This is a genomic window from Castellaniella sp. MT123, from assembly GCF_039614765.1.
Lineage (GTDB): Bacteria > Pseudomonadota > Gammaproteobacteria > Burkholderiales > Burkholderiaceae_B > Castellaniella.
The window spans coordinates 2,076,702-2,103,119 of the sequence record NZ_CP154879.1 but is presented as its reverse complement, the minus strand read 5'-3'; the positions used below and the strand labels follow the sequence as shown (position 1 = coordinate 2,103,119).

Genomic DNA, 26,418 nt, shown 5'->3' with positions numbered 1-26,418 from the left:
GGTTAATGAAGGGCCTTGTTTAAGAGATCCCGAATGGCGGGGGACAGACGAATGGGTTTGAAGGTGACGGCATGCACGGTGCAGACTTGGACCGTGGCCGAAACCAGCAGTTCCCCATCGCGCAATGCCTGCTGGTGGAAGACCAACGTGGAGGCCCGCAGTTCGGCAACAGTGGTGCGGATGTCGATCCGATCGTCCAGGCGGGCCGGTTGCCGATAGGCAATGTCCGCATGTCTGACCACAAACATCATCTGTTCCCGGGTTACAAGTTCGCGTTGATCCATTCCGAGCGAACGCAACCATTCCGTGCGGCCACGCTCGAAAAATTTGAGATAGTTCGCGTAATACACGACGCCACCGGTATCGGTGTCCTCGTAATATACGCGAACCGACAGTTCGCCGGTAGCGTCGCTGCTCGCTGAGTTCATTTTTTCGTTAATCCGTGTGACATGCGGGGGGCGGCGGTCCGGCCAGGACCGCCGGCCGCGCCTACAGGGATTCCAGCATGGCCAGGATATGGTCCACGGCGGCGGCGGGTTCCACCCGCTGCGCTTGCGTGTCCCGACGAGACTGGATCTCGATGATGCCTTCTTTCAGGCCGCGCTCGCCCAGGGTCACCCGCAGGGGCACGCCGATCAGTTCCCAATCGGCGAACATGATGCCTGGCCTGGCATCCCGGTCATCCAGGATGACGTCGACGCCTTGTGCCAGCAAGGCCTGATACAGGGATTCAGCCGTGTTGCGCACGGTTTCACTTTTGCCGATCCCGATCGGGCACAGCACGACCTCGAAGGGCGCGATGGCGCGCGGCCATATCATGCCCCGGTCGTCGTGGTTCTGCTCGATGGCGGCGGCGGAAATCCGGCTGATGCCGATGCCGTAGCAGCCCATCTGCATGACGGCGGGCTTGCCGTCGGTTTCCAGGAAGGTCGCGTTCAGTGCGCGTGAATACTTGTCGCCCAGGAAAAAAACGTGGCCCGCCTCGATGCCGCGCTGGATCGCCAGGGTGCCTCCCTGTGGATCCGGGTCGCCCGCCACGACGTTGCGCAAGTCGGTGACGAGGGCCGGCTCGGGCAGATCGCGACCCCAGTTCACACCGCTCAGGTGATAGCCGGCCTCGTTGGCGCCGCAGACGAAGTCACCCATGTTCGCGACCGTGCGGTCCGCGATGATGGTGATGGCCGCCGCATCCAGGCCCACAGGTCCTAGATAGCCTGGTGTGCAGTGGAAAACCAACTGGATCTCCGCCTCGGTTGCCAGACGGTAGCCGCCCTGGAGACCCGGCAGCTTGCCGACCTTGATCTCGTTCGTTTCGTGGTCGCCGCGGATGAGCAGCAGCCACAGGCGCGCGGGCTCGTCTTCCGGGTCGGTGGCCAGCACCACGGACTTCACCGTGCGCGACAGGGGCAGACCCAGCTGATCGGCCACGATCTCGCATTTGGGGGCATCGGGGGTTGCGCGCTTTTCCATCGTTTCGCGCGCCGGTTCACGAGCGGGCAGCAGGCAGGGCGCATCCGCCAGTTCGATGTTGGCGGCGTAGTCGGAGTCGGGGTTGTAGACGATCAGGTCCTCGCCGGTGTCGGCGATGAGCTGGAACTCGTGGCTGCGTGAGCCGCCGATGGAGCCCGTATCGGCAGCCACAGCGCGGAAGGTCAGCCCCAGCCGGGTGAAGATGCGCTGGTAGGCCGCGTACATCGTGTCGTAGCTGGCTTGTGCCGCGGCTTCGTCGCGGTCGAAGGAATACGCGTCCTTCATGGTGAATTCGCGCCCCCGCATCAGGCCGAAGCGCGGACGCCGCTCGTCGCGGAATTTAGTCTGGATATGGTAGAAGTTCACCGGAAGCTGGCGCCAGCTGTGGATCTCGTTGCGCGCGATGTCGGTGATGACTTCCTCCGAGGTCGGCTGCAGCACGAAGTCCCGCTGATGGCGGTCCTTGATGCGCAGCAGTTCAGCGCCGTACTGCTCCCAGCGTCCGGATTCCTGCCACAGCTCGGCTGGCTGCACGACCGGCATCAGCAGCTCGATGGCGCCGGCGCGGTTCATTTCCTCGCGAACGATGGTCTCGATCTTGCGTAGAACCTTCAGCCCCATGGGCATGTAGGTGTAGATCCCGCCCGCGATCTTGCGGATCATGCCTGCGCGGGTCATCAGCTGATGGCTGACGACTTCGGCTTCGGCGGGGGCTTCCTTCAGGGTGTTCAGGTGATACTTGCTGGCGTACATGGTAGGGATTCCGCTGGGTACGTATAATCGATGGTAATTGTATTGAATTCACAACCGAGGTGGCCCCATGTTGGATCGCGAAGGCTACCGCCCCAATGTCGGCATCATTCTTGTGAACCAGAAAAACGAGGTTTTCTGGGGCAAGCGTATCCGGGAACACGCGTGGCAGTTCCCCCAGGGCGGCATCAAGCACGGCGAAACTCCCGTGCAGGCGATGTATCGGGAACTCCACGAAGAAACCGGCCTGTGTGCCGAGCATGTCCGTATTTTGGGGCGGACCCGGGACTGGTTGCGTTATACCGTACCCGAACATTACGTGCGCCGCGAATTGCGCGGCCACTACAAAGGACAGAAGCAGATCTGGTTCCTGCTGCGCATGGTCGGCCGTGACACCGACGTGTCGTTGCGCGCCACCGATACGCCCGAATTCGATGCCTGGCGCTGGAACGCCTACTGGGTGCCGCTGGATGCCGTCATCGAATTCAAGCGCGAGGTCTACACGCTGGCGCTCAACGAGCTGTCCAGCCTGTTGTTCCGACGGGGGCGCGAAAACCGTTACCTGCGGCATCGCGGCCCTCGCGGCACGGCACAGACCAATCAGACTTCGGCGGTATTGCCGGGGACGCATTCCACTCAGTCCACCTCCTGATAAAGGTTAGACCGCATGCTCGAAGATCTCGACGCGTTATCCCGGCGTATCCAAAAGGTCGTGCAGCTCGCCCAGGGGCTGCAGGCCGAACGTGGCACGCTTCAGGCCCGCATCCGACAACTCGAACAGGAATGCCAGTCCCTGAAAACCCAGCAAGCCCGTGAGCACGAGGAATTCACCCGCATGTCTGAACGGATCGCCCGGCACGACCAGGAACTGCAGGCCGCGCGCGATGAAACCCGGGACGAGCGCAGTTCCCTGGAGTCCCAGGTCCGGGATCACCAGTCCCGGTCCGAATCGATGCGACAGCGTCTGGTCCAGATCGAGGCCGATCGTGACCGGCTGCGTGACGCCGCCACGGGTGCCCAGCAACAGATTGAACTCATACTCGAGCGCCTGCCGGGCGCGGAGGCCTGATCCATGGAACGTGTCGATGTCTCCATCCTTGGCCGCGATTACTCGCTGGCCTGCCAGTCCCAGGAAAAAGACGCCCTGCTGGCCGCTGTCCGCCAGGTGGACCAGCGCATGCTGGCTATCAAGGGCACCGGGAAAATCGTCAGCAACGAACGCATCGCGGTGATGGCCGCCATCCAGATCGCCAACGAACTTCTGTCCTTGCGCGCCCCCGATGGGCCCTTGAGTCATATTGCGTTGGGAGATTTCAGGGGTAAAATTGAGGCCATGAACGGCATGCTCGACGAAGTCCTCCGAGATGCCGTTTGACGGATTTTCGCCAGATGCCATATGGCATCCGACCGTTTAAGTCCCTGCCGTGTTCGTGACCTGGCCATACATTCCTTGAACCAATGCTATTTGGCATAGGTTGCTGGATTGACAGATGGGAGAGCTACCTTCATTGGATAGCCCGAAGCCTGACTGAAGGCGACCACCGTGAACCCCTGGTTCCGGGATGCCGGCCTAGACGGCACAGGTGGGGCATTTACCAAAAGCTCGCCGTGATATGCACGGCGAGCTTTTTTTCCGGATATCGACATGACACGCTCTCCCTTTTCCGCGATACCGCTCCTGACCCTGCTCGCGCTGGGTGCCGCGCTGGCGGCACCGGTTGCCGCAACGGCCAAGGCACAAGGCGATGACAGGCCGACTCGGCCACAGGCCACGCTGTCGGCTCAGGCAAGCACGGAAGTTCAGCAGGACACGGTTCAGGTAACGCTGGCCGCCGAGGTTTCCGACGCGTCCCAGGAAAAAGTCTCCGACCAGCTCAATGCGCGACTGGATTCCGTCATGAAGCAGGCCCAGGGCCATCAGGGAATCGAGGCGCGCAGCGGCGCCTATCGCATCTGGCCGATGAACGACCGGGATGGCCGGGTCTCCGAATGGCGCGGGCATGCGGAAATCCTGTTGCAATCGCGTGATTTCGCGGCTGCGTCGCGGCTGGCGGCCCAACTGGCTGACCGGATGCCTATCGCGGGGCTGACATTCTCGGTGTCGCATGACCGGCAAACGGCCGAAGAGCAAAAACTGCTGGGTCAGGCCGTCACTGCCTTCAAGGCGCGTGCCCAGGCCTTGACGCAGGCGCTGGGCTTTGCCGGCTATCGGCTGCGTTCGGTCGATCTGGGGGGGGCTGGCGACCTGCCGCCGTCTCCAGGGCCGCGCATGATGCGTGCCATGGCCGCCGACAGCGCGGCGGCGCCCATCGAGGGCGGGCGTCAGACGCTCAGCGTGTCAGTTCAGGGGACGATCGTCTTGCTGCCCACACAAACAGCCACAGGCCAATGATCACCATCGGGATCGACAGAAGCTGACCCATCGACAGGCCGCCGAGCAGCAACCCCAGGAAATCGTCCGGCTCGCGGGTGAATTCCGCCAGGAAGCGAAACGTGCCATAACCCATCAGGAAGACGGCGCTGATTTGTCCCGTGGGGCGCGGCTTGCGGGCGAACCACCAGACCAGCGCGAACAGGGTGAATCCCTCCAGCCCCATTTCATAGAGCTGCGACGGGTGGCGTGGAATCCCGTCATGGGCGCCTGGGAAAATCATGCCCCAGGGCAGGTCCGTCGGGCGGCCCCACAGTTCTCCATTGATGAAATTGCCCAGGCGGCCGGCGGCCAGCCCCAGCGGGATCAGGGGCGCGATGAAGTCGCCAATGGCCAGCAGCCGCTGCCCGCGCTTGCGTGCGAAGATCAGCATGGCCAGCGTGACGCCGATCAGGCCGCCGTGGAAGGACATGCCGCCCTGCCAGACCTTGAAGATTGCCAGCGGATGCGCCAGGTAGTCGTCGAATTGATAGAACAGCACGTATCCCAGTCGTCCGCCCAGCACGACGCCCAGGACCCCGTAGAAGATGATGTCTTCCAGGTCGCGCAGCGTCAGCCCGCAGGGGTGGTGATGAATGCGCCAGCGTCCCAGCAGCCACGCAAGGGCAAAGCCGGCGAGATACATCAGGCCATACCAGTGGATTTCCAGCGGGCCGATCTGAAGCGCAATGGGATTGATGTGCGGGTATGGCAGCATGCTGAGGCGACCGAAGAAAACACAATCATGGATAATACCGTGATCGGGTGTCGTCGCGGTATGGCAACCCGGACTTCGACCTGCTCCCGGCGGGCTGTACGCAGGGTTGCGGATGACCTATGACGGGATTGACGACCGGGTATGAAATATCCGCATCCAACGTGCCGGGCCGGACTGGCCGGCTGTTTCTTCGGTGTCTTCACCCTGGTGACGGTGAATGTCGCCATGGCGGCAGGCACGGCCTCGGGCGGTCTCGCCTTGGCCGGGCAGCGTCAGTGTCTGGGGTGCCATCAGGTCGAGACACGCCGGGTCGGGCCGCCGTTCCAGGCCATCGCCCAGCGTTTCCACGAGCAGCCCGGGGCGGCTGACCATCTGGCACGGGTCATGCGGCAGGGCAGCAGCGGGCAGTGGGGGGCGATTCCCATGCCGGCGCAGCCCAGGCTGTCCGATGCTGATGCGCTGCGCCTGGCGCACTGGATCCTGTCTCTGGCAAAGGAATAAGCTGCCATCAGGGCAGCGCAGGCTGTCATCCGTCTGGTTCGCCCGATGCGGGGCATCCGGGTGGTTCTTGGAGGCTTTATCGATGGAACAGGCAATTTTCGGTGGTGGCTGCTTCTGGTGCCTGGAACCCGTATTCCGGGCGCTTGCCGGTGTGTGCGACGTGCAGCCGGGATATTGTGGGGGCCATGTCGACGCGCCGACCTACGAACAGGTGTGCGCCCACGACACCGGGCATGTCGAAGTCGTCCGCATTGACTACGATCCGCAGCAGGTGAGCTACCGGACTTTGCTGGAAGTCTTCTTCGGCACCCATGATCCGACGACACCCGACCGGCAGGGCCACGACATCGGGCCGCAGTACGCCTCGGTGATTTTTTATCAAGACGATGCCCAGCGGCTGGCCGCGCAGGCTGTCCGTGACGAGGTCCAGGCGCATTTCGATTCGCCCATCTGCACGCGGATCCAGCCGGCCGGCACTTTCTGGCCGGCCGAGCCCCTGCACCGGGAATACTATCGTCAGCATCCCGAACAAGGCTATTGTCAGTTCGTCATCGCCCCGAAGATGGCAAAGTTCCGGCAAAAATATGCCAATCTGCTCGGGCGGGCGTGATTGTCCGCCTGATACGGTGGATTCAGGCCGGCGCAACCGGCCTGGTGTCGGTCTGTGCAGCCAGGCGTTTGCCCCACCAGGTGTGGGGCTGGGTCAGCGCCGCGATCGCGGCCAGGATGCCCAGGGTGACCAGTCCGCGCAGCACCAGGATGATCCAGATATCGGCTCCCAGTGCCAGAATCAGTATCGTGTCCTCGATCAGGGCATGGCACAGGGATAGCCAGGACAGCGCCAGCAAGCGTGTCCTCGGGCTGTAATTTTCGCGTTCAGCCGCGTCGATGATTAGCGCCCCGCCATAAGCCAGCCCCAGCAGCACGCCCACCGTGGTCAGCGGCGCGGCGCGTTCCTCCAGACCGGACAGGCGCAGAATCGGTGTCAGCAGCCGCGTGACCAAACGCGTGATTTTCAGGCGTTCCAGGATGTCGAGCAGAATCACCATGCAGACGATCACGCCCAGTACCAGTAAAAGCGATCGTGCCGTGGAAATCAGCCAGGGGAGAAGATCGGGCGGCCCCTGGTTCAGCGCCGTATCCTGGCCCATCCAGGCAAAGGATACCGGGTCCTGCAGCCATCCCATCGCCTGGCAGATCCAGGCGACTGCCGCGCCGTACACGATGCCCACGGTCAGACGCAGGGCACCGGTGAACAGGGCGCTGGCTCCGGCCTTGCGCACGACGGACTGCTCGGTGGGCACATTGTGGGCGAACAGCATCATGGCACCCAGGGCGCTGACCTGGGCCACATTCATTTGCAGGCTGTCCGACAGGGCGGCCATCGACGCCATGCCACCATAGATATTGGTCAGGACAGTGGTCGCCCAGATGAGCCCGACCTGGGGCGGCAGGCCGAGCATCGCCATCGCGGGCGTCAGGGCCTCGCCCGCCAGCCGCACTAGTCCCAGGCGATCAGCCACATACACAACGACCATGACGGGCACCATGATCCGCGTGATGGTCAGGAACATGCGCGTGCTGCGCTGGCGGATCGTGTTCAGATAGGCAAGGCTCATGACGGGGGGCGGATGTCGGGGGTTTTGACGACTCCGCGGCGAATCTGGTCCAGCTCGATGGATTCGAAGAGCGCCTTGAAATTGCCTTCGCCGAATCCGTCGTTGCCTTTTCGCTGGATGATCTCGAAAAAGATCGGGCCGATCTGGTTGGACGTGAAGATCTGCAGCAGCAGGCCGCCGTCTGGGGCGCCATCGAGCAGGATGCGGTTGCGCCGCAGCCGTTCGGTGTCTTCACCGTGGCCCGGTAGCCGCCGGCCAAGCAGTTCGTAATAGGTGTCGGGTGTATCCAGGAACCTGACCTGGTCCCGCAGGGACTCTACGGTGTGATGGATGTCGTCGGTGCCCAGCGCGATGTGCTGAATGCCTTCTCCACGGTACTGATCCAGATATTCCTGGATCTGGCCGGGCGTTTCGGTGCCTTCTTCGTTGATGGGGATGCGGATCAGTCCGCAAGGTGATGTCATGGCCCTGGATTTCACACCCGTGATCTTGCCTTCGATATCGAAATACCGGATCTCGCGGAAATTGAAGATACGCTCGTAGAATTCAGCCCATTCCCGCATGCGACCCCGGTGCACATTGTGTGTCAGGTGGTCGATACGCAGCAACCCCGCACCCGCGGGGTGCAGGTCCTCATGGGCGGTGGCGTGGTCCAGGGGCTCGAAATCCACGTCGTAGATCCCGATGTCGCCGATGCCGCCATGACCGTACTTGCCGCGCCAGCGATCCACCAGGTAGATCAGCGAATCCCCGATACCCTTGATGGCAGGGATGTTCAGTTCCATCGGGCCGCTGTGGGAATCGAATCCCCAGGCACCGCGCTCCAGCGCCAGCCGATAAGCTCTGGCCGCGTCCCGGACACGCAACCCGATTGCGCAGATCGATGGGCCGTGCTGACGCGCGAATCGCTGGGCGAACGAATCCGGCTCGGCGTTGACCAGAAAATTGATGCCGCCTTGGCGGTACAGCGTCACCGCTTTTTTTCGATGGCGGGCGATTGGCCGGAAGCCCAGCGCCTCGAAGACCTGCCCCAGGGCGACGGGGTCAGGCGCCGTGTATTCCACGAATTCGAATCCTGCGGTGCCCAGCGGGTTGTCCCAAGGCTGAAAGGAAGTCGTCATGATGTCTCCGTGTGTTCGGGACCCGTCGATGCACGGTAGGCCAGCGTATGCCGGCCCTTTCGGGATGAGCCAAAGCGCCTGCTTTCCGCGCCGCTGATTCAGATCACTCCTTGGCCAATTGTAGGGAAATCGGCCGGCAAGCAGATTGCAAATTGCCAAGCCCTTCGCCTATTCTGGCGCAATCAATCTTTTACTGAAGGGCGTTTGGACCAATATGATGCCTGCCGAGGACCTGGATCGCACCGATCGGCTGATTCTGGCACAGCTGCAGCGGGATGGTCGCATTAGTAATCAGGAACTGGCACAGCGGGTTGCGCTGTCGCCCAGTCCTTGCCTGCGGCGCGTCAAGCGGCTGGAAGAGCAGGGCTATATCCGTCGCTATGTCGCGTTGGCGGACCCGGACAAACTCGGCCTGGGATTGCTGGCCTATGTCTTCGTGCGCCTCGACAAGTCGCACCGTGCGGAACATGGTTCGATCTCCGGCTTCGCCCAGGACGTGCAGGGCTGGCCCGAGGTCATCCAGTGCTATGCCATGTCAGGCGACATGGATTACCTGCTGCGGGTGCAGGTGCGGGATCTCGCGGCCTTCTCACGCTTTGCCATGGACGTGTTGATGCGCCATCCGGCCGTCATCGATATCCGCAGCAGCTTCGCCCTGCAATCCATCAAGGAAACGACCGAGCTCCCTGTGCAGCCGTAGCGCGCCGCGGCGGAACTGATGACCCGCGGCCTGCAACCGGGACGCGTTTGCGCACTTCAAAAATCCCGTGCTATAGTTGCGCCTCTTTGCCGCCAGGTGGTCAGGGTTAACCCTGAAATCGATGGGTTTATTGCCCACCAGACACGGTGCTGAAGTTCTTGGTTTGAGGCCTGTGTGCCCGACTGGGGACGCAGGCAGGCAGCGAGACTTCGGTTTCGATCGAAGGGAAGTCTGGCTTGACAGACCGGCACGCAAGTGCTCTAATGGCAGGCTCGATAACGAGGTGTGAAGGCCTTTTTGGTCAGACGCTTCGGGTCCGGATCCAGGGTTTGTAGGCGGCAAAATTTGCCAACCGCGAATTTCAGGTTTCCCCCGATGGTGATTTGACAGAGATAAGAAGTTCCTTCATAATCTCGTTTCTCTGCTTGACGCAGACTTGTTCTTTAACAACTAAACAGCCGATAAGTGTGGGCGCTTGAATGACAGGCACCGGCCAGGCGCGCTGGGGATTCTCACGAATTGCCAGCTGCCGCTGGAATTGCACAAATGTTATACCAAGTGCTCACATAGATAGAAATGAAGAAGTAAGGTTTTTGACCATACTTTGTCATTTCTTTTGAGTGATGCATAGCGAGCGTAGCTTCCGGCCTTTATAGGTCAAGGAACTACGATTACAGGAATTGAACTGAAGAGTTTGATCCTGGCTCAGATTGAACGCTAGCGGGATGCTTTACACATGCAAGTCGGACGGCAGCACGAAGAGCTTGCTCTTTGGTGGCGAGTGGCGAACGGGTGAGTAATGTATCGGAACGTGCCCAGTAGCGGGGGATAACTACGCGAAAGCGTGGCTAATACCGCATACGCCCTACGGGGGAAAGGGGGGGATCGCAAGACCTCTCACTATTGGAGCGGCCGATATCGGATTAGCTGGTTGGTGGGGTAAAGGCCTACCAAGGCGACGATCCGTAGCTGGTTTGAGAGGACGACCAGCCACACTGGGACTGAGACACGGCCCAGACTCCTACGGGAGGCAGCAGTGGGGAATTTTGGACAATGGGGGCAACCCTGATCCAGCCATCCCGCGTGTGCGATGAAGGCCTTCGGGTTGTAAAGCACTTTTGGCAGGGAAGAAACAGCCTGGGATAATACCTTGGGCGAATGACGGTACCTGCAGAATAAGCACCGGCTAACTACGTGCCAGCAGCCGCGGTAATACGTAGGGTGCAAGCGTTAATCGGAATTACTGGGCGTAAAGCGTGCGCAGGCGGTTCGGAAAGAAAGGTGTGAAATCCCAGGGCTTAACCTTGGAACTGCACTTTTAACTCCCGAGCTAGAGTACGTCAGAGGGGGGTAGAATTCCACGTGTAGCAGTGAAATGCGTAGAGATGTGGAGGAATACCGATGGCGAAGGCAGCCCCCTGGGATGATACTGACGCTCATGCACGAAAGCGTGGGGAGCAAACAGGATTAGATACCCTGGTAGTCCACGCCCTAAACGATGTCAACTAGCTGTTGGGGTTTATTAACTTCAGTAGCGCAGCTAACGCGTGAAGTTGACCGCCTGGGGAGTACGGTCGCAAGATTAAAACTCAAAGGAATTGACGGGGACCCGCACAAGCGGTGGATGATGTGGATTAATTCGATGCAACGCGAAAAACCTTACCTACCCTTGACATGTCTGGAATGCCGAAGAGATTTGGCAGTGCTCGCAAGAGAACCGGAACACAGGTGCTGCATGGCTGTCGTCAGCTCGTGTCGTGAGATGTTGGGTTAAGTCCCGCAACGAGCGCAACCCTTGTCATTAGTTGCTACATTTGGTTGGGCACTCTAATGAGACTGCCGGTGACAAACCGGAGGAAGGTGGGGATGACGTCAAGTCCTCATGGCCCTTATGGGTAGGGCTTCACACGTCATACAATGGTCGGGACAGAGGGTTGCCAAGCCGCGAGGCGGAGCCAATCTCAGAAACCCGATCGTAGTCCGGATCGCAGTCTGCAACTCGACTGCGTGAAGTCGGAATCGCTAGTAATCGCGGATCAGCATGTCGCGGTGAATACGTTCCCGGGTCTTGTACACACCGCCCGTCACACCATGGGAGTGGGTTTCACCAGAAGTAGGTAGCCTAACCGCAAGGAGGGCGCTTACCACGGTGGGATTCATGACTGGGGTGAAGTCGTAACAAGGTAGCCGTATCGGAAGGTGCGGCTGGATCACCTCCTTTAAGAGCATGCCAGTGTGCATGTTGTTTGAAGCGTCCACGCTTATCGGCTGTTTGAGTAGTGACATGGTCTGAAGGTCCAGGCCTGCGGTAAGCAGACTTCGGGGGTCAGTAGCTCAGTCGGTTAGAGCACCGTCTTGATAAGGCGGGGGTCGATGGTTCGAATCCATCTTGACCCACCACGGTTTTTTCGGCGTCAGGCGTGAGTCTGGGGTGCGGGAGAGCATGGGGGATTAGCTCAGCTGGGAGAGCACCTGCTTTGCAAGCAGGGGGTCGTCGGTTCGATCCCGTCATCCTCCACCAGGATCACAGTCCATTGGACGCTTCAGTCAACAGGATCTTGACACGCCAGGCCCCTTGCGGGTCGATGGGTTAGGGTTTTGTTGACTGAATGGCGCCTCGTTTACCGAGGTGCTTGCGTCAGTGCGCAGTACCATGTTCTTTAACAATCTGGAAGAAGCACAACAATGTAAATGTTCTGAATCGACTTTAGGGTCGATCATGGAAAATTTACGGGTTGTGATTGCAAAATCAATTGTTCAAAAGTTCTTAAGATTCAGTCAGGTAAGGTTCGCAAGGATCGATAACTGATGAGCCTTTAATGGAATTGAACGGCACAAACACGCGAAACTCATATTTCTATAACCTGCAAAGTTATAGGATCAAGCGAATAAGTGCATATGGTGGATGCCTTGGCGATCACAGGCGATGAAGGACGTTGTAGCCTGCGAAAAGCTGCGGGGAGCTGGCAAACAAGCTTTGATCCGCAGATGTCCGAATGGGGAAACCCACGCTAGCGATAGCGTATCAACAACTGAATACATAGGTTGTTGAGGCGAACCGGGTGAACTGAAACATCTCAGTAGCTCGAGGAAAAGAAATCAACCGAGATTCCGGCAGTAGCGGCGAGCGAAACCGGAAGAGCCTTGACGAGTTAGCACTTCAAATAGTCGAATGGTCTGGAAAGGCCAGCCACAGCATGGTGATAGCCCTGTAGACGAAATTTGGAGTGTGGGACTAGGCGTCAGACAAGTAGGGCGGGACACGTGAAATCCTGTCTGAAGATGGGGGGACCATCCTCCAAGGCTAAATACTCGTGATCGACCGATAGTGAACCAGTACCGTGAGGGAAAGGCGAAAAGAACCCCGGAAGGGGAGTGAAATAGATCCTGAAACCGTATGCATACAAACAGTAGGAGCCTCCTTGTGGGGTGACTGCGTACCTTTTGTATAATGGGTCAGCGACTTACATTCAGTGGCAAGCTTAACCGAATAGGGAAGGCGCAGCGAAAGCGAGTCCGAATAGGGCGAATTAGTCGCTGGGTGTAGACCCGAAACCAGGCGATCTATCCATGGTCAGGTTGAAGGCACGGTAACACGTGCTGGAGGACCGAACCCACTAACGTTGAAAAGTTAGGGGATGAACTGTGGATAGGGGTGAAAGGCTAAACAAGCCTGGAGATAGCTGGTTCTCTCCGAAAACTATTTAGGTAGTGCCTCACATGATTACTGCCGGGGGTAGAGCACTGTTATAGCTAGGGGGTCATGGCGACTTACCAACCTATGGCAAACTCCGAATACCGGCAAGTACAGTGTGGGAGACAGAGCACCGGGTGCTAACGTCCGGACTCAAGAGGGAAACAACCCAGACCGCCAGCTAAGGTCCCTAAAACGGGCTAAGTGGGAAACGAAGTGGGAAGGCATAGACAGTCAGGAGGTTGGCTTAGAAGCAGCCACCCTTTAAAGAAAGCGTAATAGCTCACTGATCGAGTCGTCCTGCGCGGAAGATGTAACGGGGCTCAAGCCAGTTACCGAAGCTGCGGGTGTGCAATTTATTGCACGCGGTAGGAGAGCGTTCTGTAAGCCTGCGAAGGTGGCTTGTAAAGGCTGCTGGAGGTATCAGAAGTGCGAATGCTGACATGAGTAGCGATAAAGGGGGTGAAAAGCCCCCTCGCCGTAAGTCCAAGGTTTCCTGCGCAACGTTCATCGGCGCAGGGTGAGTCGGCCCCTAAGGCGAGGCAGAGATGCGTAGCTGATGGGAAGCTGGTTAATATTCCAGCACCGTCGTGAGATGCGATGGGGGGACGGATAGCGAAAGATCATCGGGGTGTTGGATGTCCCCGTTGCTGCATCGTAGAAGGCGCTTTGGTAAATCCGGGCGCATGATTCAAGGGTGTGGCTGAACAGGAACTTCGGTTCCTGGACTGATTGGAAGTTGTCCCAGGAAAAGCCTCTAAGCTTCAGTCTCACGAGACCGTACCGCAAACCGACACAGGTGGACGGGATGAATATTCCAAGGCGCTTGAGAGAACTCAGGAGAAGGAACTCGGCAAATTGATACCGTAACTTCGGGAGAAGGTATGCCCTGGTAGTGTGATAGGCTCGCGCCTAGAGCATGAAGGGGCCGCAGAGAATCGGTGGCTGCGACTGTTTATTAAAAACACAGCACTCTGCCAAGACGAAAGTCGACGTATAGGGTGTGACGCCTGCCCGGTGCCGGAAGGTTAAGTGATGGGGTGCAAGCTCTTGATCGAAGCCCCGGTAAACGGCGGCCGTAACTATAACGGTCCTAAGGTAGCGAAATTCCTTGTCGGGTAAGTTCCGACCTGCACGAATGGCGTAACGATGGCCACACTGTCTCCTCCTGAGACTCAGCGAAGTTGAAATGTTTGTGATGATGCAATCTACCCGCGGCTAGACGGAAAGACCCCATGAACCTTTACTGTAGCTTTGCATTGGATTGTGAACCGGCCTGTGTAGGATAGGTGGGAGGCGTTGAACTCGTGTCGCTAGATGCGAGGGAGCCAACCTTGAAATACCACCCTGGTCTGTTTGCGGTTCTAACCTTGGCCCGTGATCCGGGTTGGGGACAGTGCATGGTGGGCAGTTTGACTGGGGCGGTCTCCTCCTAAAGTGTAACGGAGGAGTACGAAGGTACGCTAGGTACGGTCGGAAATCGTGCTGATAGTGCAATGGCATAAGCGTGCTTGACTGTGAGACTGACAAGTCGAACAGGTGCGAAAGCAGGTCATAGTGATCCGGTGGTTCTGTATGGAAGGGCCATCGCTCAACGGATAAAAGGTACTCTGGGGATAACAGGCTGATACCGCCCAAGAGTTCATATCGACGGCGGTGTTTGGCACCTCGATGTCGGCTCATCTCATCCTGGGGCTGTAGCCGGTCCCAAGGGTATGGCTGTTCGCCATTTAAAGAGGTACGTGAGCTGGGTTTAAAACGTCGTGAGACAGTTTGGTCCCTATCTGCCGTGGGCGTTGGATACTTGACGGAGCCTGCTCCTAGTACGAGAGGACCGGAGTGGACGTACCGCTGGTGTATCGGTTGTCATGCCAATGGCATTGCCGAGTAGCTATGTACGGAAGAGATAAGCGCTGAAGGCATCTAAGCGCGAAACTCGTCTGAAGATTAGGTATCCCGGGGGCTAGACCCCCCTAAAGGGTCGTTGTAGACCACAACGTTGATAGGCTGGGTGTGGAAGCGCAGTAATGCGTGCAGCTAACCAGTACTAATTGCCCGTGCGGCTTGATCCTATAACCTTGCAGGTTAGTCGTTGACTGGCCCATGGAAATAGCGATTCGTGTGTAAGCCCAAAGAATTGAAACGCAAATCGTACAAAACAACCCCAAGCGTGCAAGCTTTAAAGCCCCAGACGGCAGGCGTGAAAACCTGCTAGAATGCGCACCTGTCAAAAGACAGCGGCGCAAGGCGTAAAGACTTGCCCGCCTGTGCTTCTTCCAAATTGGTGATCTAGAGACAGCCCTCGGGATGTCGCTCGATCACAACCAGTTATGCTTGACGACCATAGCAAGGTGGCCCCACTCCTTCCCATCCCGAACAGGACAGTGAAACGCCTTCGCGCCGATGATAGTGGGTGGACACCTGTGAAAGTAGGTCATCGTCAGGCTCTTATTGCTCAAAGCCCCCGCAGTGATCTGCGGGGGCTTTGTCTTTTGGCGTGGCGGCCCTGCTTTTTCAGTTAGAATGAAACCGACTCAAACCCAGGCGCACGCGAGTGCCCTCGCAGGAGGTTTCATGATTCCAGGTGAAGATACCCCCGACATGGAAAAGGGCCTGACGCAGCGTCAGCTCGTTCACGTCATGTATGGCTTGTTTGCGATCGCCATCATCTCGACCGGGTTTTTTGGGGTAGCCGCCATCGGGGCCGTGGTTCTCGCCTACCTGAAGCGGGGCGACATGGTGGGCACCGTATACGCAGGCCATGTCGACTGGATCATCAGAACCTTCTGGTGGGGTCTTCTGTGGCTGGTGCTCAGCGCTGTGGCGACCATGATCTTCATCGGTTTTGCGACTGGCCTGGTGGCTGTCATCTGGATCATCTATCGCCTGATCAAAGGCTGGCTGGCGCATTTTGCCGGCGAAACGCCGTTGCCTGGGCTATAGTCGGCCACGCGGCACGTGGTGACCTTTGATCGGCTGTCAGCCGGTTCATGTCGGACCAGGAAGTGACCAGCCGCAGGCTGGTAAAGCAGGCCTCTGGCGAGGCCCACTTGGCATCCGGTTATTTCAGATGCTGGCTGACCAGCTTGGTCAGTTCGAACATTGAAACCTGATCCTTGCCGAACAGGGGGCGCAGTTTGGCGTCCGCGTTGATGTTGCGGCGGTTGGCCGGGTCCTGCAGATCATGCTTCTTGATGTAATCCCAGATGCGTTTGGTCACTTCGGTGCGCGGCACGGCGTCTTTGCCGATGATCGCAGCCAGGGTGGCACTGGGCGTCAGGGGCTTCATGAACGCAGCATTGGGCTTGCGTTCGGACTTTTCGGTGGTTGCCATGAATACAGGCTCCTACTTGGTTGAGTGAATAGCCCCCGAAGCTTACCGCGTGTTCCCTCTAAAGACAAAGCAAAGCGCCGAAATAATTTTGAAGGATCTCCAGATCGTGACGAAGGCTTCCACATCCAGCATCCAGGCTGCCGGAAATACTGGGTCGAACCCGGGCGAAACATCGCGTCCCGCAGTGCAGGCCGGGGCTGTGCTGACGCTGACGCGTCCGGATGACTGGCATCTGCATTTGCGTGACGGCGCGGTGCTGCGCAGCGTCGTGCGGGATTCCGCCCGGCAGTTCGCCAGGGCGATCATCATGCCGAATCTGAAGCCCCCCGTCGTCAGCACCGCCGATGCCCTGGCGTACCGGGGCCGGATCCTGGCGGCATTGCGGGAAAACGGGGTACCGGAAGACACCTTCGAGCCGTTGATGACGCTATACCTGACGGACAGGACGCCTCCCGACGAGATTCGCCGGGCCAAAGATTCAGGGCTGGTCCACGGGGTGAAGCTGTACCCGGCCGGGGCGACCACGCACTCGGATGCCGGTGTGACGGATCTGCTGGGGCACTGCCGATCCACGTTGGCTGTCATGCAGGATTGCGGTATGCCGCTGCTGGTGCATGGCGAGGTGACGGATCCCAAGGTCGACCTGTTCGACCGGGAGGCTGTCTTCATCGACCGTGTCATGCGACCCCTGAGAAGCGCGTTTCCAGCGCTCAAGGTCGTCTTCGAACATCTGACGACGGCGGACGGCGTAGCCTATGTGCGCCAGGCCGACGGGCCTATCGCGGCGACGATCACGGCGCATCACCTGCTGTACAACCGGAACGCCCTGTTCAAGGGCGGATTGCGCCCCCACTGGTATTGCTTGCCCGTGCTTAAACGTGAGCACCATCGCCAGGCGCTGGTCGAGGCCGCCACCAGCGGTGATGCCCGCTTCTTTCTGGGAACCGACAGCGCTCCGCACCCCCGGGGGGCCAAGGAACAGGACTGTGGCTGCGCAGGTTGCTATACGGCGTCTCATGCCATGGCGCTGTATGCGACGGCGTTCGAGGCCGCTGGGCGGCTGGATCGCCTGGAGGCCTTCGCGAGCTTGAACGGCCCGGCCTTCTATGGCCTGAAACCCAATGCCGGGACGCTGACCCTGGAACGTGTGCAGGAACAGATTCCACTGGCGCTGCCGCTGGCGGAATCTCAGGTGGTCCCTCTGGCAGCGGGCGAGTCCATCGCCTGGCGGATCCGCGCCAGCGGCCAAGCCTGACCCGGCTGCCCGCCTGGTTGGCGAGGTGCGGGCGGGGCGATCATTCGCCCCGTTTTTCTTCGAGCAGGGACCATCGCTCGAATAGCGTGTTCAGCTGTGCGTCGAGGTCGCCCAGGGCCTTCTGGATGCGTTCCGCTTCCGCCGTGCCATCGCGGTACAGGTCCGGGGCCGATAAGGCCGCAGCCAGCTTTGCCTGTTCGGCTTCCAGTGTGGCGATGCGGTCGGGCAGTCCGTCCAGTTCTTCCGTTTCCCAAGGCGCGAGCCGATTCTTGCGGGCCCTGGATGCGGCCTCCGCACCGGCGGTGGAAGTGGCCGCTGAGTCCGCGGGTGTTGCCCCCCCCGGTTTCCGGGCCGTGTCTTCAGGTGTCGAGGCCGAGCCTGTCTGCCGAGGCGCATTGGCGGACGCGGGCGGGACCTTGCGGGGTCGTTGCATTTCCCAGTCGTCATAGCCGCCGACGTATTCCTGCCAATGCCCCCCGCCTTCAGCGACGATCGTCTGGGTGACGACGTTGTCCAGAAAGGTGCGATCGTGGCTGACCAGCAGGACCGTGCCACCGTAGTCTTGCAGCAAGCTTTCCAGCAGCTCCAGCGTCTCGATATCCAGGTCATTGGTCGGTTCGTCCAGGACCAGGACGTTGTGGGCTTGTGCAAACATGCGTGCAAGCGCCAGCCGGGCGCGTTCGCCGCCGGACAGGCTGGAAACCGGCGAGTGCGCCCGCGCCGCCGGAAACAGGAAATCTTCCAGGTAGCTCATGACGTGCTTGCGTTGACCGCCGATCTCGACCCACTCGCTGCCGGGGCTGATGGTGTCGGCCAAGGTGGCGGATTCGTCCAGGCGGTCGCGCATCTGGTCGAAGTAGCCGATAGACAGATTCGTGCCGAGGCGCACAGTACCCTGCATGGGCTGCAGGTCCCCCAGCAGGATCCGCAGCAGTGTCGTCTTGCCGGCCCCGTTGGGGCCGATCAATCCGATGCGGTCTCCTCGTTGGATGAGGGTGCTGAAATCCTGGATCAGGACGCGGTCGCCGAATCCATGTGTGACATGTTCCAGTTCGGCGACTCTTTTGCCCGAGCGTTGTCCGTCGGACAGCGCGAAGCGCACCTGGCCCTGCAGATCGCGGCGTGCTGTCCGTTCGCGGCGCAGTGCTTCCAGGCGCCGCACACGGCCTTCGTTGCGGGTGCGACGCGCCTCGATGCCCTTGCGGATCCAGACCTCTTCCTGGGACAGCAGCTTGTCGAAGCGCGCATTGGCTGCCTGTTCGGCGTCCAGCCATTGGGCCTTGCGGGCCTGCCAGGCGGAAAAATTGCCGGGAAAACTGAGCAACTGGCCTCGATCCAACTCGATGATGCGGGTTGCCACGGCGTCCAGAAAGCGCCGGTCGTGGGTAATGAGCACGATCGTCATGCGGGCTTTGCGCAGCAAGTCCTCAAGCCAGGCGATGCCCTCGAAATCCAGGTGGTTGGTGGGTTCGTCGAGCAGCAGCAGATCGGGTTCCTCGACCAGCGCGCGAGCCAGGGCGACACGTTTGCGGGTCCCGCCCGACAGCCCCTGGACGGGTTGGTCCGGCGATAACCCCAGGGCATCGATAAGCGAGGATGCCCGGGCGGACCGCGCCCAGTCCTCGGTGGCCAGCCAGTCGCCGCACAGGACTTCCAGGATGGTCTGGTTTTCCGGCAGGACGGGTTCCTGTTCCACCGTCGCAATGCGCAGACCGTTCTGCCGGCGGATCTCGCCGTCGTCGAGCTGAGTGCGGCCGTCCAGTATACGAAGCAGCGACGATTTGCCGGCGCCATTGCGGCCGATCAGGCCGATGCGCTCGCCGGCCAGCAGCGCCAGGTCGGCGTGGTCGAGCAGTGGGTGATGGCCGTAGGCAAGTTGGGCCTGGGTCAGGGCAAGCAGGGTATCTGGCATGAACGCGGGATGGAAATGGGTGATCGGACTCTCTATTGTCGCATCAGACCCCGCCGAGGATGCCGTACAATGCCGTGGCGGGGCAGATCGGGCAATCGCGGTGCCGTTGGCATCGAGGAAGGTCCGGACTCCATCGGGCGCGATAGCGGCTAACGGCCGTCCGGCGACCCCTTCGGGGCAAGCCGAGGACCAGGGCCACAGAGACGAGTCTGTCATGCGGGTGCATCTCCGGATTCACTCGGGTACGGCCACTCCGTACTGCCCGTCCGGTTCGCCGGGCGGGGCATGGCAGGGTGAAACGCGGCAACCTCTATCGGGAGCAACACCAAATAGGCATGCGCCGGCTTCGCGCCGACAGGGCGGCCCGTCCAAGCATGCGGGTAGGTGGCTAGAGCAGTCCAGCAATGGGCTGCCCAGAGGAATGATTGCCCGCCGGGGTAACCCGGCGTACAAAATCCGGCCTATAGATCTGTTTCGCTTCTTCGGCTTGCACGGTTCGATCGAGCAGGGCCATATTTTTGCCGCCGGGCCGCCCCAAGGCAAAAGGCGCCCCCTCGGGGGGCAGCAAGCGACTGCAGGTCGCGCGGCGTGGGGGCTATTTTTGCCGCCGGGCCGCCCCAAGGCAAAAAGCGCCCCCTCGGGGGGCAGCAAGCGACTGCAGGTCGCGCGGCGTGGGGGCCCTTCTATAGGGAATTGTGCGCATACGGCTGCCCAGGCGGCTGTGATACTCTGAGACCACCTTTAGAACCGACGGCCAGGTCACGACTCATGTGGCGGGTACGCCGACCGGATTCCCGGCGACGGGATCCAGCAGGAGACATCGGTGGCAGATTCGACAGCATCATCTCTGTCGGCAGCGGGTACCAGTCAGCGACACTGGCTGCTCGAAGTCCGTGATCTGGCAAAAAGCTTCGGCGGCCTAAGGGCCGTGGATCACTGCTCCTTTCAGGTGGAACGCGGCACCATTACCGGGCTGATCGGCCCCAATGGCGCCGGCAAGACCACAGTCTTCAATCTCATCACCGGTTTTATTCCCCCGGATTCCGGGCGCATCCTGCTGGATGGCCAGGATATCGGCCATCTTCGCCCGGATCAGATCTTCGCCCGGGGACTGTGCCGCACCTTTCAGATTCCCCGCGAACACGGTTCCATGAGCGTCCTGGAAAATCTGCTGCTGGTGCCGGCCGGCCAGTCGGGCGAGCGCTGGTGGAATGCGGTGTTCCGCCCCGGCCGGGTGCAGGCCGAAGAATCCCGCAATCTGGAAAAAGCCCGCGAGGTCCTGGATTATCTGCAGCTGACCCACGTGCGGGATGAATACGCCGCCAACTTGTCGGGTGGGCAGAAAAAACTGCTGGAAATGGGACGGATGCTGATGGCCGATCCTCGAATCATCCTGCTGGACGAGCCGGCTGCGGGGGTCAACCGCACGCTGCTGCAAAGCATCATCAAGAACATCCAGACCCTTTCCCGCGAACGCGGCATTACGTTCCTGTTGATTGAACATGACATGAACATGGTCATGAATCTGTGCAATCCGGTCATTGTGATGAGCGAAGGGCGCAAGCTTGCCGAGGGCGACCCGGAATCCGTGCGGGGCAACCAGGATGTGCTGGCGGCCTATCTGGGGGGGCAATATGCCGCTGCTGAAGGTTGACGGTGTCACCGCCGGATACGGAGACACCGAAATCCTGCGGGCCCTGTCCATTGTTGTGGAGGCCGACGAGATCGTTTCCATCATCGGGCCGAACGGTGCCGGAAAGTCCACGCTGATGAAGACGATCTTTGGCCTGCTCCATCCGCGGCAAGGGGTGATCACCTTCGACGGACATGACATTTCGCAGTTGCCGCCGCACCTCATCGTGCGTCACGGCATGTGCTACGTCCCGCAGGTGGCCAACGTGTTCACCACCCTGACAGTCGAGGAAAACCTCGAAATGGGGGCGTTCCCGCTGGGGCGAGCCGACCTGTCCCAAAGCAAGGATCGGGTCTATGGCATGTTCCCGAAATTGCGGCAGCGCCGGCGTCAGCTGGCAGGGAAGATGTCGGGCGGTGAACGGCAGATGGTGGCTATGGGTAGTGCGCTGATGCTCAATCCCAAGCTCCTGCTGCTCGACGAACCGACCGCGGCGCTGTCCCCCAAGCTGGTCGACGAGATCTTCGAGCGCATTTCACACATCAACCAAAGCGGCATTGCGGTGCTGATGGTCGAGCAGAACGCCAGACAGTCCCTGAGCATGGCCCACCGGGGTTATGTCCTGGCCAATGGCGAGAACCGTCACGAAGGTTCCGGCCGCGAACTGCTCAACGACCCCAATGTCGGGCGTCTTTACCTCGGAGGGTGACGCGATGGCGGATCTGGCGCAATCCACGGTGGATGCGGCGACCGATGCCGACGGGCAGGTTCAGGCGCGCGACGAAGCAGGCATGCGCAGCCGCGGCTTCGTGGGTGTCGTCCTGTTGCTGGTCCTGATCGCCATGTGGCTGGCAGGCTGGTATTCGGGCACGGATGCGCAGCAGATGTTTTCGCTGACGATCTGGGGCGTGATGCTGGGCGGCATCATCGCACTGGGGGGCATCGGCCTGACGCTGTGCTACGGCGTGCTGAAGTTTCCTAACTTCGCCCATGGCGAACTGGTGACCCTGGGGGCATATGCCGCCTATTCGATCGTCCTCGTCATCCCCAATTCCTTGCCGATCTGGCACTTTTCCTTTGGCTGGGACCTGATGGCCGGCTTGCTGGTGGCGCTGTTCGTGACGGCCGGGGTGTCGATCCTGCTGGATCGCGTGCTGTATCGTCCCTTGCGCCATCGTCAGTCGCCCCTGGTCCTGCTGGCCATGGCGTCCCTGGGCATGGCGTTTTTCCTGCGTGGTCTCATTTATATTTTCTGGGGCTCGGATTTCCATTTCTTTTATGTCGGGCGTGCCAACCCGGCCCTGGACCTGCCTCTCGGCCTGCGCCTGCAGGCGGACCAGCTTTTTGTCTTCGCCCTGGCGCTGGTGCTGGTGGTCCTGCTGTACTGGCTGCTGACGCGCACGCGTATCGGCAAGGCCATGCGGGCCACCGCCGACAACCCGGATCTCGCACAGGTTCGTGGCATCAATACGGAACAGGTGATCGCATGGGCCTGGGCGATCGGCTCGGCCATGGCGGCGGCGGGCGGGGTCATGTATGGCCTGGCTTCCCAGTTGCGTCCCGACATGGGCTTCACGCTGCTGCTGCCCATGTTCGCCGCCGTGATCATGGGCGGGATCGGCAATCCGTGGGGCGCCCTGGTCGGCGCCATCATCATCGGCATCGCCATTCAACTGACATCCGCCTTCATGAGCCCGGCCTATGGGCCGGCGGTGGCGTTCGTACTGATGGTGCTGACCTTACTGATGCGCCCACAAGGCATCTTCGTGCAGCGCTAGGGACCGACTATGACTCCATCCCATTTGCTGAAGGTCTATTTTCTGGTGCTGCCGGCCATTTTGCTGGGCTGGCTGGTGTTTTCCGCCTGGCGCTGGCGCTGGCGGCTCCCGGCCGGGATCGTGTTCGGATTCGTCCTGGCCTTTGCAATCGGGATCTGGATCCCGGGCGTGATGGATTACCTGGTGTCGTTTTCCATCATGGCCGTCATCTACTCCGTCCTGTCCCTGGGGCTCAATGCCCAGTGGGGCTACAACGGTCATCTGGATTTTGGCATCGCCGGCTTCTTCGCGGTAGGGGCCTTCACCATGGCCCTGTTCGTGACCGCGCCGCCGTCCGGCCTGATGGCGGCCTATGCGCAGCAGTGGTTCGGTCTGCACGCGCCGTTCCTGGTCGGTCTCGTGGCTGCGGGGATCCTGGCCGGGGTGGTCGGCTATCTGGTGGCGCAGCCCATTCTGCATCTGCGCACGGACTTCCTGGCGATTGCCACGCTGGGGATCGCCGAGATCATCCGGCTGATCTTTCAGAACGAGCGCTGGCTGGCCAATGGTCCGCAACCGCTCAGCGGTATCCCGCAGCCCCTATCCTGCGTCTTTGAGCATCCTGGCTGCGGCTGGCTACCGGGTTTCCTGGCACAGCCCTTGTCGGCGCTGCAGCCGCGTGACTATGGCTATCTATACCTGGTGATCGTGACCCTGATCCTTGCCGTCGTTTACGGGCTGCTGGAAGTCGCGGTTCGATCACCCTGGGGGCGCGCTCTGCGTGCGGTTCGAGACGAGGAAGACTCCGCCGCGATGAACGGCAAGCCGGTCAAGTCCCTGAGGGTCCAGTCCTTCGTCCTGGGGGCGGTGGTGATCGGTGTGGCCGGGGCGCTGTATGCGCCTTATATGGTGACAATCGACTACAGCCACTTCAAGCCGCTGTTTGCGACGTTTTTGGTCTGGGTGATGCTGATGCTGGGGGGCAGCGGCAACAATCGCGGGGCCATCCTGGGGGCGTTCGTCGTCTGGGCGGTCTGGAGCGGTACCGGCTATGTGACGGATGCGCTGCAAAGCGCTCTGTCGGACGTCGCTCCGGCACTGGCGTCGCGGATGGCGTTCCTGCGCTGGATGTTCGTGGGGCTGTTGCTGGCCGGTATCGTGCTGTTTCGGCCACAGGGGATTCTGCCCGAGGAAAAGCGGGTATCCCGGTTCTTGAAGGATAAGTCTTAGCGCGGACTCGCCGCGCATGATCGCCAATCGGCCGGCCGACGATACCCGGGTTCCGGGGCAGGGCTGGCGCAACCATCCCTGCACCCGTGCGCCGAGGTCCGGCTTTCAGGCTGCCGCCATCAATCCTTCGGGATCGTCGACGCCGCCCGCAATTCGACCGTGTCGATCTTGTTGCCGTCGAACTTCCAGATGTTGACCGGCGTGATCACATCGCCATTTTTGTCAAACACACAAGGGCCCGATGCCCCGGTGTAATGGAAGTCCGCCCCGCTCTTGATGGCCTTGAGCATTTCCGTGATGCGCGTTTGATCGCCACCATCGATCGATTGTTTGGTGGCGGCGGATATTTTGCGCATCTGGTCACGCAGCATGGCACCCGTGATCTTCGAGGCGTCGGTCTGGCCCGCCGCGATCACGCGGGCGGTGGCAAGCCCCGCGAGTAGTGCCGCATCGTATGCCGAGGCGGTGAAGGGCGGGAAGGTGTCATGTTTGAAATCGGTCTTGAACTCCTGGGCGAAGCTCTTGTAGGCGGGGGTGGATGTGTCCTCGCCGGGGGCAGTGCCGTATTTGCCGTCCAGGTATTTGGCGCCGACGTCCTTGATGATGTCCACGGACGCATTGCCATCGACAAACTGCCAGTTGGTGAAGTTGAAGATGTCGCGGGATTCCTTCAGGAAGGTAGCGGTGTGCGCCGGGTAGCTGACGCATAGCAGAAGGTCGGGTTTGTCTTTCAGCGCGAGGGACAGTTCGGATTTGTAGGTGGGCTGGACTTCCTCGGGGTGGGGGACCTGGGCGAGCACCTTGCCGCCGCGATGTTCGAAGGCCTTGGTGAAGGAATTGGACAGGCCTTGTCCATAGGGGTTGTTGATGTAGATGGTGGAGACCCGCGCGTATTTGTATTTCGGATAGATTTCGCCGTTGACCAGTTGCGCCGCCACGATTCCCTGCAGGGCGTCGGATGCGGTCGTGCGAAACAGCAGGTCCGCTGTGGCGTCGGCCGGCAGGACGGTGATCAGTGGTGATGTCGCGCCGTTGGCGATCTGCAGGATGCCCGCCGGAAGCGCGACCGAAGTCGCCACGGCCACCGTGACTCCGCTGGACCAACCGCCGATGATCACTGGAACGTGATTCGTATCCACCATCTGCCGGGCTGCCTGCACGCCGACTGTGGGCAGGGTGGCCGTGTCGACGGTGATGTGCTTGGCGATGATCGGGCCGCCGAAGACTTCGGTGGCAGCCTTGTTGATCTGGTTGACGGCCAACTGGACGGCATCCCGGTAATAGGGGCCGAATTCGGCGGCCGACCCGGTCAGCGTGGCGATCTGGCCGAGGTTGATCGCGGGCGGAGCCCCGGCAGCCAGGGCACGTGTGAACGGCAGCGTGTTGCTGACCACGAGAGAACCACCGGCGACCCCCAGCGTGTACAGAAACTGGCGGCGGGACTGAGGTAGGGTTGAGTGATCCGACATGAGGGAACTCCTTCTGGTTGGCTGACGCAAGACAGGCAAACGCAAAAAAGGCTCGGATACTTTCGAGTCTGGCGCCCGCATGGGCACCGGCACTGCAGTCCCGGGAAGGACGTGGCTTCATTACATCGACTGGCCTGTTGTGTGTCAATCGGTGATTGGTGCAGGTGAGCGGGCGGCTTCCGCCGCTTCGTTTCCTGGGGCGGGATGCCCATCTTCTTATAAAGGACATTGAGTTTGGTTTGCAATCCATTGATTTTCCAGTGTTTTATTCCTGAGGTGATTGACAAAATCAGTTGTAAGTGCTTGTTGTCATTGAATAAATTTCAATGTGCTTCTTGACCGGCGCGGATTCATCCCGTAGAGTGGGGAAAAGTAGATTTTTGTGTCATGAAGTGGGAGGAACCCCTCGTGTTTCAAGGAAGCAGCGCGTTGACGCTCGATGCCAAAGGCCGGATGTCCATTCCGGCCCGGTATCGTGACGCGCTGATGGCCGACGAGCAGGGGTATCTGACCTTGACGCGCCATCCCGATGGCTGCCTGATGCTCTATCCCCGCTCCACCTGGGAGGTCAAGCGCGCGCAGATCGCCGCCTTGCCGGCGGCCGCGCGCCCCTTGCAGCGACTGCTGCTGGGCAGCGCCCAGGACGTGGAGATGGATGGTGCCGGGCGCATCCTGGTGTCGCCGGAACTGCGGGAAGCCGCGGGGCTCATGCGCGAAGTCATGCTGCTGGGCCTGGGTTCGAATTTCGAGTTGTGGGACCGTCCCCAATGGGAGGCGCGCAGCCTCCAGGACGTGAGCCAGCTCGATCCTGCCATTCTCGAACAGATTTCTTTCTGAGCCCCGTC

Annotated in this window: 22 protein-coding genes, 2 tRNA genes, 3 rRNA genes and 2 other RNA genes; 21 read left to right on the top strand and 8 right to left on the bottom strand. The window is 60.5% G+C overall.

The annotated features are described in order from the left end of the window. Window positions 1–2: 2 nt before the first annotated feature. Both ybgC and ABCV34_RS09825 read right to left on the bottom strand, forming a co-directional pair. Window positions 3–428: a tol-pal system-associated acyl-CoA thioesterase gene (gene ybgC, locus ABCV34_RS09830; protein ID WP_345796040.1), complete on the bottom strand. Its 426-nt coding sequence runs from the start codon at window positions 426–428 to the stop codon at window positions 3–5. A 61-nt stretch (window positions 429–489) separates the two neighbouring features. Further along, window positions 490–2,223, bottom strand: coding sequence for a proline--tRNA ligase (locus ABCV34_RS09825; protein ID WP_345796039.1), 1,734 nt, complete (start codon window positions 2,221–2,223; stop codon window positions 490–492). A gap of 67 nt (window positions 2,224–2,290) precedes the next feature. Between ABCV34_RS09825 and ABCV34_RS09820 the strand changes: the two genes are divergently transcribed. From ABCV34_RS09820 to ABCV34_RS09800, 5 genes are all read left to right on the top strand, one after another. Further along, window positions 2,291–2,872 carry an RNA pyrophosphohydrolase gene (locus ABCV34_RS09820; RefSeq protein ID WP_345796038.1) on the top strand — a complete coding sequence of 194 codons (582 nt, stop codon included), beginning with the start codon at window positions 2,291–2,293 and terminating at the stop codon, window positions 2,870–2,872. 15 nt (window positions 2,873–2,887) lie between these two features. Further along, the gene (locus ABCV34_RS09815) at window positions 2,888–3,289 is read left to right on the top strand and encodes a hypothetical protein (protein WP_345796037.1); all 402 of its coding nucleotides are present in this window, start codon (window positions 2,888–2,890) and stop codon (window positions 3,287–3,289) included. 3 nt (window positions 3,290–3,292) lie between these two features. Continuing rightward, window positions 3,293–3,595 (top strand): cell division protein ZapA, encoded by a 303-nt coding sequence (locus ABCV34_RS09810; protein WP_345796036.1) that lies wholly within the window; start codon window positions 3,293–3,295, stop codon window positions 3,593–3,595. 38 nt (window positions 3,596–3,633) lie between these two features. Continuing rightward, window positions 3,634–3,814, top strand: a non-coding RNA gene (gene ssrS / locus ABCV34_RS09805) — 6S RNA. 51 nt (window positions 3,815–3,865) lie between these two features. Next, window positions 3,866–4,612, top strand: coding sequence for an SIMPL domain-containing protein (locus ABCV34_RS09800; protein WP_345796035.1), 747 nt, complete (start codon window positions 3,866–3,868; stop codon window positions 4,610–4,612). Here the strand turns inward: ABCV34_RS09800 and lgt are convergent. Next, window positions 4,551–5,348, bottom strand: a complete 798-nt coding sequence (gene lgt, locus ABCV34_RS09795) for a prolipoprotein diacylglyceryl transferase (protein WP_345796034.1) — start codon at window positions 5,346–5,348, stop codon at window positions 4,551–4,553. The two genes, ABCV34_RS09800 and lgt, sit on opposite strands and share 62 nt — an antisense overlap. A 141-nt stretch (window positions 5,349–5,489) precedes the next feature. Between lgt and ABCV34_RS09790 the strand changes: the two genes are divergently transcribed. Both ABCV34_RS09790 and msrA read left to right on the top strand, forming a co-directional pair. Further along, window positions 5,490–5,849, top strand: coding sequence for a c-type cytochrome (locus ABCV34_RS09790; protein ID WP_345796032.1), 360 nt, complete (start codon window positions 5,490–5,492; stop codon window positions 5,847–5,849). An 82-nt stretch (window positions 5,850–5,931) separates the two neighbouring features. Further along, complete coding sequence (gene msrA / locus ABCV34_RS09785) at window positions 5,932–6,459, top strand: peptide-methionine (S)-S-oxide reductase MsrA (protein ID WP_345796031.1); 528 nt, start codon at window positions 5,932–5,934, stop codon at window positions 6,457–6,459. A gap of 22 nt (window positions 6,460–6,481) precedes the next feature. Here the strand turns inward: msrA and ABCV34_RS09780 are convergent, their stop codons facing one another. Beyond that, window positions 6,482–7,468 carry a nucleoside recognition domain-containing protein gene (locus tag ABCV34_RS09780; RefSeq protein WP_345796030.1) on the bottom strand — a complete coding sequence of 329 codons (987 nt, stop codon included), beginning with the start codon at window positions 7,466–7,468 and terminating at the stop codon, window positions 6,482–6,484. Then, window positions 7,465–8,589 (bottom strand): 4-hydroxyphenylpyruvate dioxygenase, encoded by a 1,125-nt coding sequence (hppD, locus tag ABCV34_RS09775; protein WP_345796028.1) that lies wholly within the window; start codon window positions 8,587–8,589, stop codon window positions 7,465–7,467. The genes ABCV34_RS09780 and hppD overlap by 4 nt, the downstream gene beginning before the upstream one ends. A gap of 217 nt (window positions 8,590–8,806) precedes the next feature. Between hppD and ABCV34_RS09770 the strand changes: the two genes are divergently transcribed. The 7 genes from ABCV34_RS09770 to ABCV34_RS09740 all read left to right on the top strand — a co-directional run bounded on the left by ABCV34_RS09770 (window position 8,807) and on the right by ABCV34_RS09740 (window position 15,926). After that, window positions 8,807–9,289 carry an Lrp/AsnC family transcriptional regulator gene (locus tag ABCV34_RS09770; RefSeq protein ID WP_345798756.1) on the top strand — a complete coding sequence of 161 codons (483 nt, stop codon included), beginning with the start codon at window positions 8,807–8,809 and terminating at the stop codon, window positions 9,287–9,289. Window positions 9,290–9,971: 682 nt separating this feature from the next. Continuing rightward, window positions 9,972–11,510: ribosomal RNA gene (locus ABCV34_RS09765) — 16S ribosomal RNA — on the top strand. Between the two features lie 102 nt (window positions 11,511–11,612). Next, window positions 11,613–11,689 (top strand) — tRNA-Ile (locus ABCV34_RS09760). 45 nt (window positions 11,690–11,734) lie between these two features. After that, a tRNA-Ala gene (locus ABCV34_RS09755) sits at window positions 11,735–11,810 on the top strand. 357 nt (window positions 11,811–12,167) lie between these two features. After that, window positions 12,168–15,055, top strand: a 23S ribosomal RNA gene (locus ABCV34_RS09750). A gap of 261 nt (window positions 15,056–15,316) precedes the next feature. Beyond that, window positions 15,317–15,429, top strand: a 5S ribosomal RNA gene (gene rrf / locus ABCV34_RS09745). Together the 16S, 23S and 5S rRNA genes with 2 tRNA genes alongside form the textbook arrangement of a ribosomal RNA operon. A 128-nt stretch (window positions 15,430–15,557) precedes the next feature. After that, window positions 15,558–15,926 (top strand): hypothetical protein, encoded by a 369-nt coding sequence (locus tag ABCV34_RS09740; protein WP_345796026.1) that lies wholly within the window; start codon window positions 15,558–15,560, stop codon window positions 15,924–15,926. 118 nt (window positions 15,927–16,044) lie between these two features. Here ABCV34_RS09740 and ABCV34_RS09735 read toward each other — a convergent pair whose 3' ends face one another. Further along, window positions 16,045–16,317 (bottom strand): SWIB/MDM2 domain-containing protein, encoded by a 273-nt coding sequence (locus tag ABCV34_RS09735; RefSeq protein ID WP_345796025.1) that lies wholly within the window; start codon window positions 16,315–16,317, stop codon window positions 16,045–16,047. Between the two features lie 184 nt (window positions 16,318–16,501). On the opposite strand from ABCV34_RS09735, the gene pyrC reads away from it, so the two are divergent. Continuing rightward, complete coding sequence (gene pyrC, locus ABCV34_RS09730) at window positions 16,502–17,572, top strand: dihydroorotase (protein ID WP_345798755.1); 1,071 nt, start codon at window positions 16,502–16,504, stop codon at window positions 17,570–17,572. A 40-nt stretch (window positions 17,573–17,612) separates the two neighbouring features. On the opposite strand, the gene ABCV34_RS09725 is transcribed toward pyrC, so the two are convergent. Beyond that, window positions 17,613–19,484, bottom strand: coding sequence for an ATP-binding cassette domain-containing protein (locus ABCV34_RS09725; protein WP_345796024.1), 1,872 nt, complete (start codon window positions 19,482–19,484; stop codon window positions 17,613–17,615). Window positions 19,485–19,563: 79 nt separating this feature from the next. Between ABCV34_RS09725 and rnpB the strand changes: the two genes are divergently transcribed. From rnpB to ABCV34_RS09700, 5 genes are all read left to right on the top strand, one after another. Continuing rightward, window positions 19,564–19,964: RNase P RNA component class A (rnpB, locus tag ABCV34_RS09720), an RNA gene on the top strand. A 343-nt stretch (window positions 19,965–20,307) separates the two neighbouring features. Beyond that, on the top strand, window positions 20,308–21,138 hold the full coding sequence (locus ABCV34_RS09715) for an ABC transporter ATP-binding protein (RefSeq protein ID WP_345796023.1): 831 nt from the start codon (window positions 20,308–20,310) through the stop codon (window positions 21,136–21,138). Beyond that, window positions 21,119–21,826 (top strand): ABC transporter ATP-binding protein, encoded by a 708-nt coding sequence (locus tag ABCV34_RS09710; protein ID WP_345796022.1) that lies wholly within the window; start codon window positions 21,119–21,121, stop codon window positions 21,824–21,826. Before ABCV34_RS09715 ends, ABCV34_RS09710 begins: the two co-directional genes overlap by 20 nt. Beyond that, a complete protein-coding gene (locus ABCV34_RS09705; protein ID WP_345796021.1) occupies window positions 21,798–22,895 on the top strand; it encodes a branched-chain amino acid ABC transporter permease in 1,098 nt (365 codons plus the stop codon). The genes ABCV34_RS09710 and ABCV34_RS09705 overlap by 29 nt, the downstream gene beginning before the upstream one ends. A 9-nt stretch (window positions 22,896–22,904) precedes the next feature. Beyond that, window positions 22,905–24,104, top strand: a complete 1,200-nt coding sequence (locus ABCV34_RS09700) for a branched-chain amino acid ABC transporter permease (protein WP_345796020.1) — start codon at window positions 22,905–22,907, stop codon at window positions 24,102–24,104. Window positions 24,105–24,223: 119 nt separating this feature from the next. Here the strand turns inward: ABCV34_RS09700 and ABCV34_RS09695 are convergent, their stop codons facing one another. Further along, complete coding sequence (locus ABCV34_RS09695) at window positions 24,224–25,573, bottom strand: ABC transporter substrate-binding protein (protein WP_345796019.1); 1,350 nt, start codon at window positions 25,571–25,573, stop codon at window positions 24,224–24,226. Window positions 25,574–25,981: 408 nt separating this feature from the next. Here ABCV34_RS09695 and mraZ point away from each other — a divergent pair, with 408 nt between their 5' ends. Continuing rightward, complete coding sequence (gene mraZ, locus ABCV34_RS09690) at window positions 25,982–26,410, top strand: division/cell wall cluster transcriptional repressor MraZ (protein ID WP_345796018.1); 429 nt, start codon at window positions 25,982–25,984, stop codon at window positions 26,408–26,410. The last annotated feature ends 8 nt before the right edge of the window (window positions 26,411–26,418 follow it).

Bases quoted from the DNA above. Each gene is read 5' to 3' on its own strand.
- ybgC (WP_345796040.1), bottom strand. From the start codon at position 428: ATGAACTCAGCGAGCAGCGACGCTACCGGCGAACTGTCGGTTCGCGTA.
- ABCV34_RS09825 (WP_345796039.1), bottom strand. From the start codon at position 2,223: ATGTACGCCAGCAAGTATCACCTGAACACCCTGAAGGAAGCCCCCGCC.
- ABCV34_RS09820 (WP_345796038.1), top strand. From the start codon at position 2,291: ATGTTGGATCGCGAAGGCTACCGCCCCAATGTCGGCATCATTCTTGTG.
- ABCV34_RS09815 (WP_345796037.1), top strand. From the start codon at position 2,888: ATGCTCGAAGATCTCGACGCGTTATCCCGGCGTATCCAAAAGGTCGTG.
- ABCV34_RS09810 (WP_345796036.1), top strand. From the start codon at position 3,293: ATGGAACGTGTCGATGTCTCCATCCTTGGCCGCGATTACTCGCTGGCC.
- ABCV34_RS09800 (WP_345796035.1), top strand. From the start codon at position 3,866: ATGACACGCTCTCCCTTTTCCGCGATACCGCTCCTGACCCTGCTCGCG.
- lgt (WP_345796034.1), bottom strand. From the start codon at position 5,348: ATGCTGCCATACCCGCACATCAATCCCATTGCGCTTCAGATCGGCCCG.
- ABCV34_RS09790 (WP_345796032.1), top strand. From the start codon at position 5,490: ATGAAATATCCGCATCCAACGTGCCGGGCCGGACTGGCCGGCTGTTTC.
- msrA (WP_345796031.1), top strand. From the start codon at position 5,932: ATGGAACAGGCAATTTTCGGTGGTGGCTGCTTCTGGTGCCTGGAACCC.
- ABCV34_RS09780 (WP_345796030.1), bottom strand. From the start codon at position 7,468: ATGAGCCTTGCCTATCTGAACACGATCCGCCAGCGCAGCACGCGCATG.
- hppD (WP_345796028.1), bottom strand. From the start codon at position 8,589: ATGACGACTTCCTTTCAGCCTTGGGACAACCCGCTGGGCACCGCAGGA.
- ABCV34_RS09770 (WP_345798756.1), top strand. From the start codon at position 8,807: ATGCCTGCCGAGGACCTGGATCGCACCGATCGGCTGATTCTGGCACAG.
- ABCV34_RS09740 (WP_345796026.1), top strand. From the start codon at position 15,558: ATGATTCCAGGTGAAGATACCCCCGACATGGAAAAGGGCCTGACGCAG.
- ABCV34_RS09735 (WP_345796025.1), bottom strand. From the start codon at position 16,317: ATGGCAACCACCGAAAAGTCCGAACGCAAGCCCAATGCTGCGTTCATG.
- ABCV34_RS09725 (WP_345796024.1), bottom strand. From the start codon at position 19,484: ATGCCAGATACCCTGCTTGCCCTGACCCAGGCCCAACTTGCCTACGGC.
- ABCV34_RS09710 (WP_345796022.1), top strand. From the start codon at position 21,119: ATGCCGCTGCTGAAGGTTGACGGTGTCACCGCCGGATACGGAGACACC.
- ABCV34_RS09705 (WP_345796021.1), top strand. From the start codon at position 21,798: ATGTCGGGCGTCTTTACCTCGGAGGGTGACGCGATGGCGGATCTGGCG.
- ABCV34_RS09700 (WP_345796020.1), top strand. From the start codon at position 22,905: ATGACTCCATCCCATTTGCTGAAGGTCTATTTTCTGGTGCTGCCGGCC.
- ABCV34_RS09695 (WP_345796019.1), bottom strand. From the start codon at position 25,573: ATGTCGGATCACTCAACCCTACCTCAGTCCCGCCGCCAGTTTCTGTAC.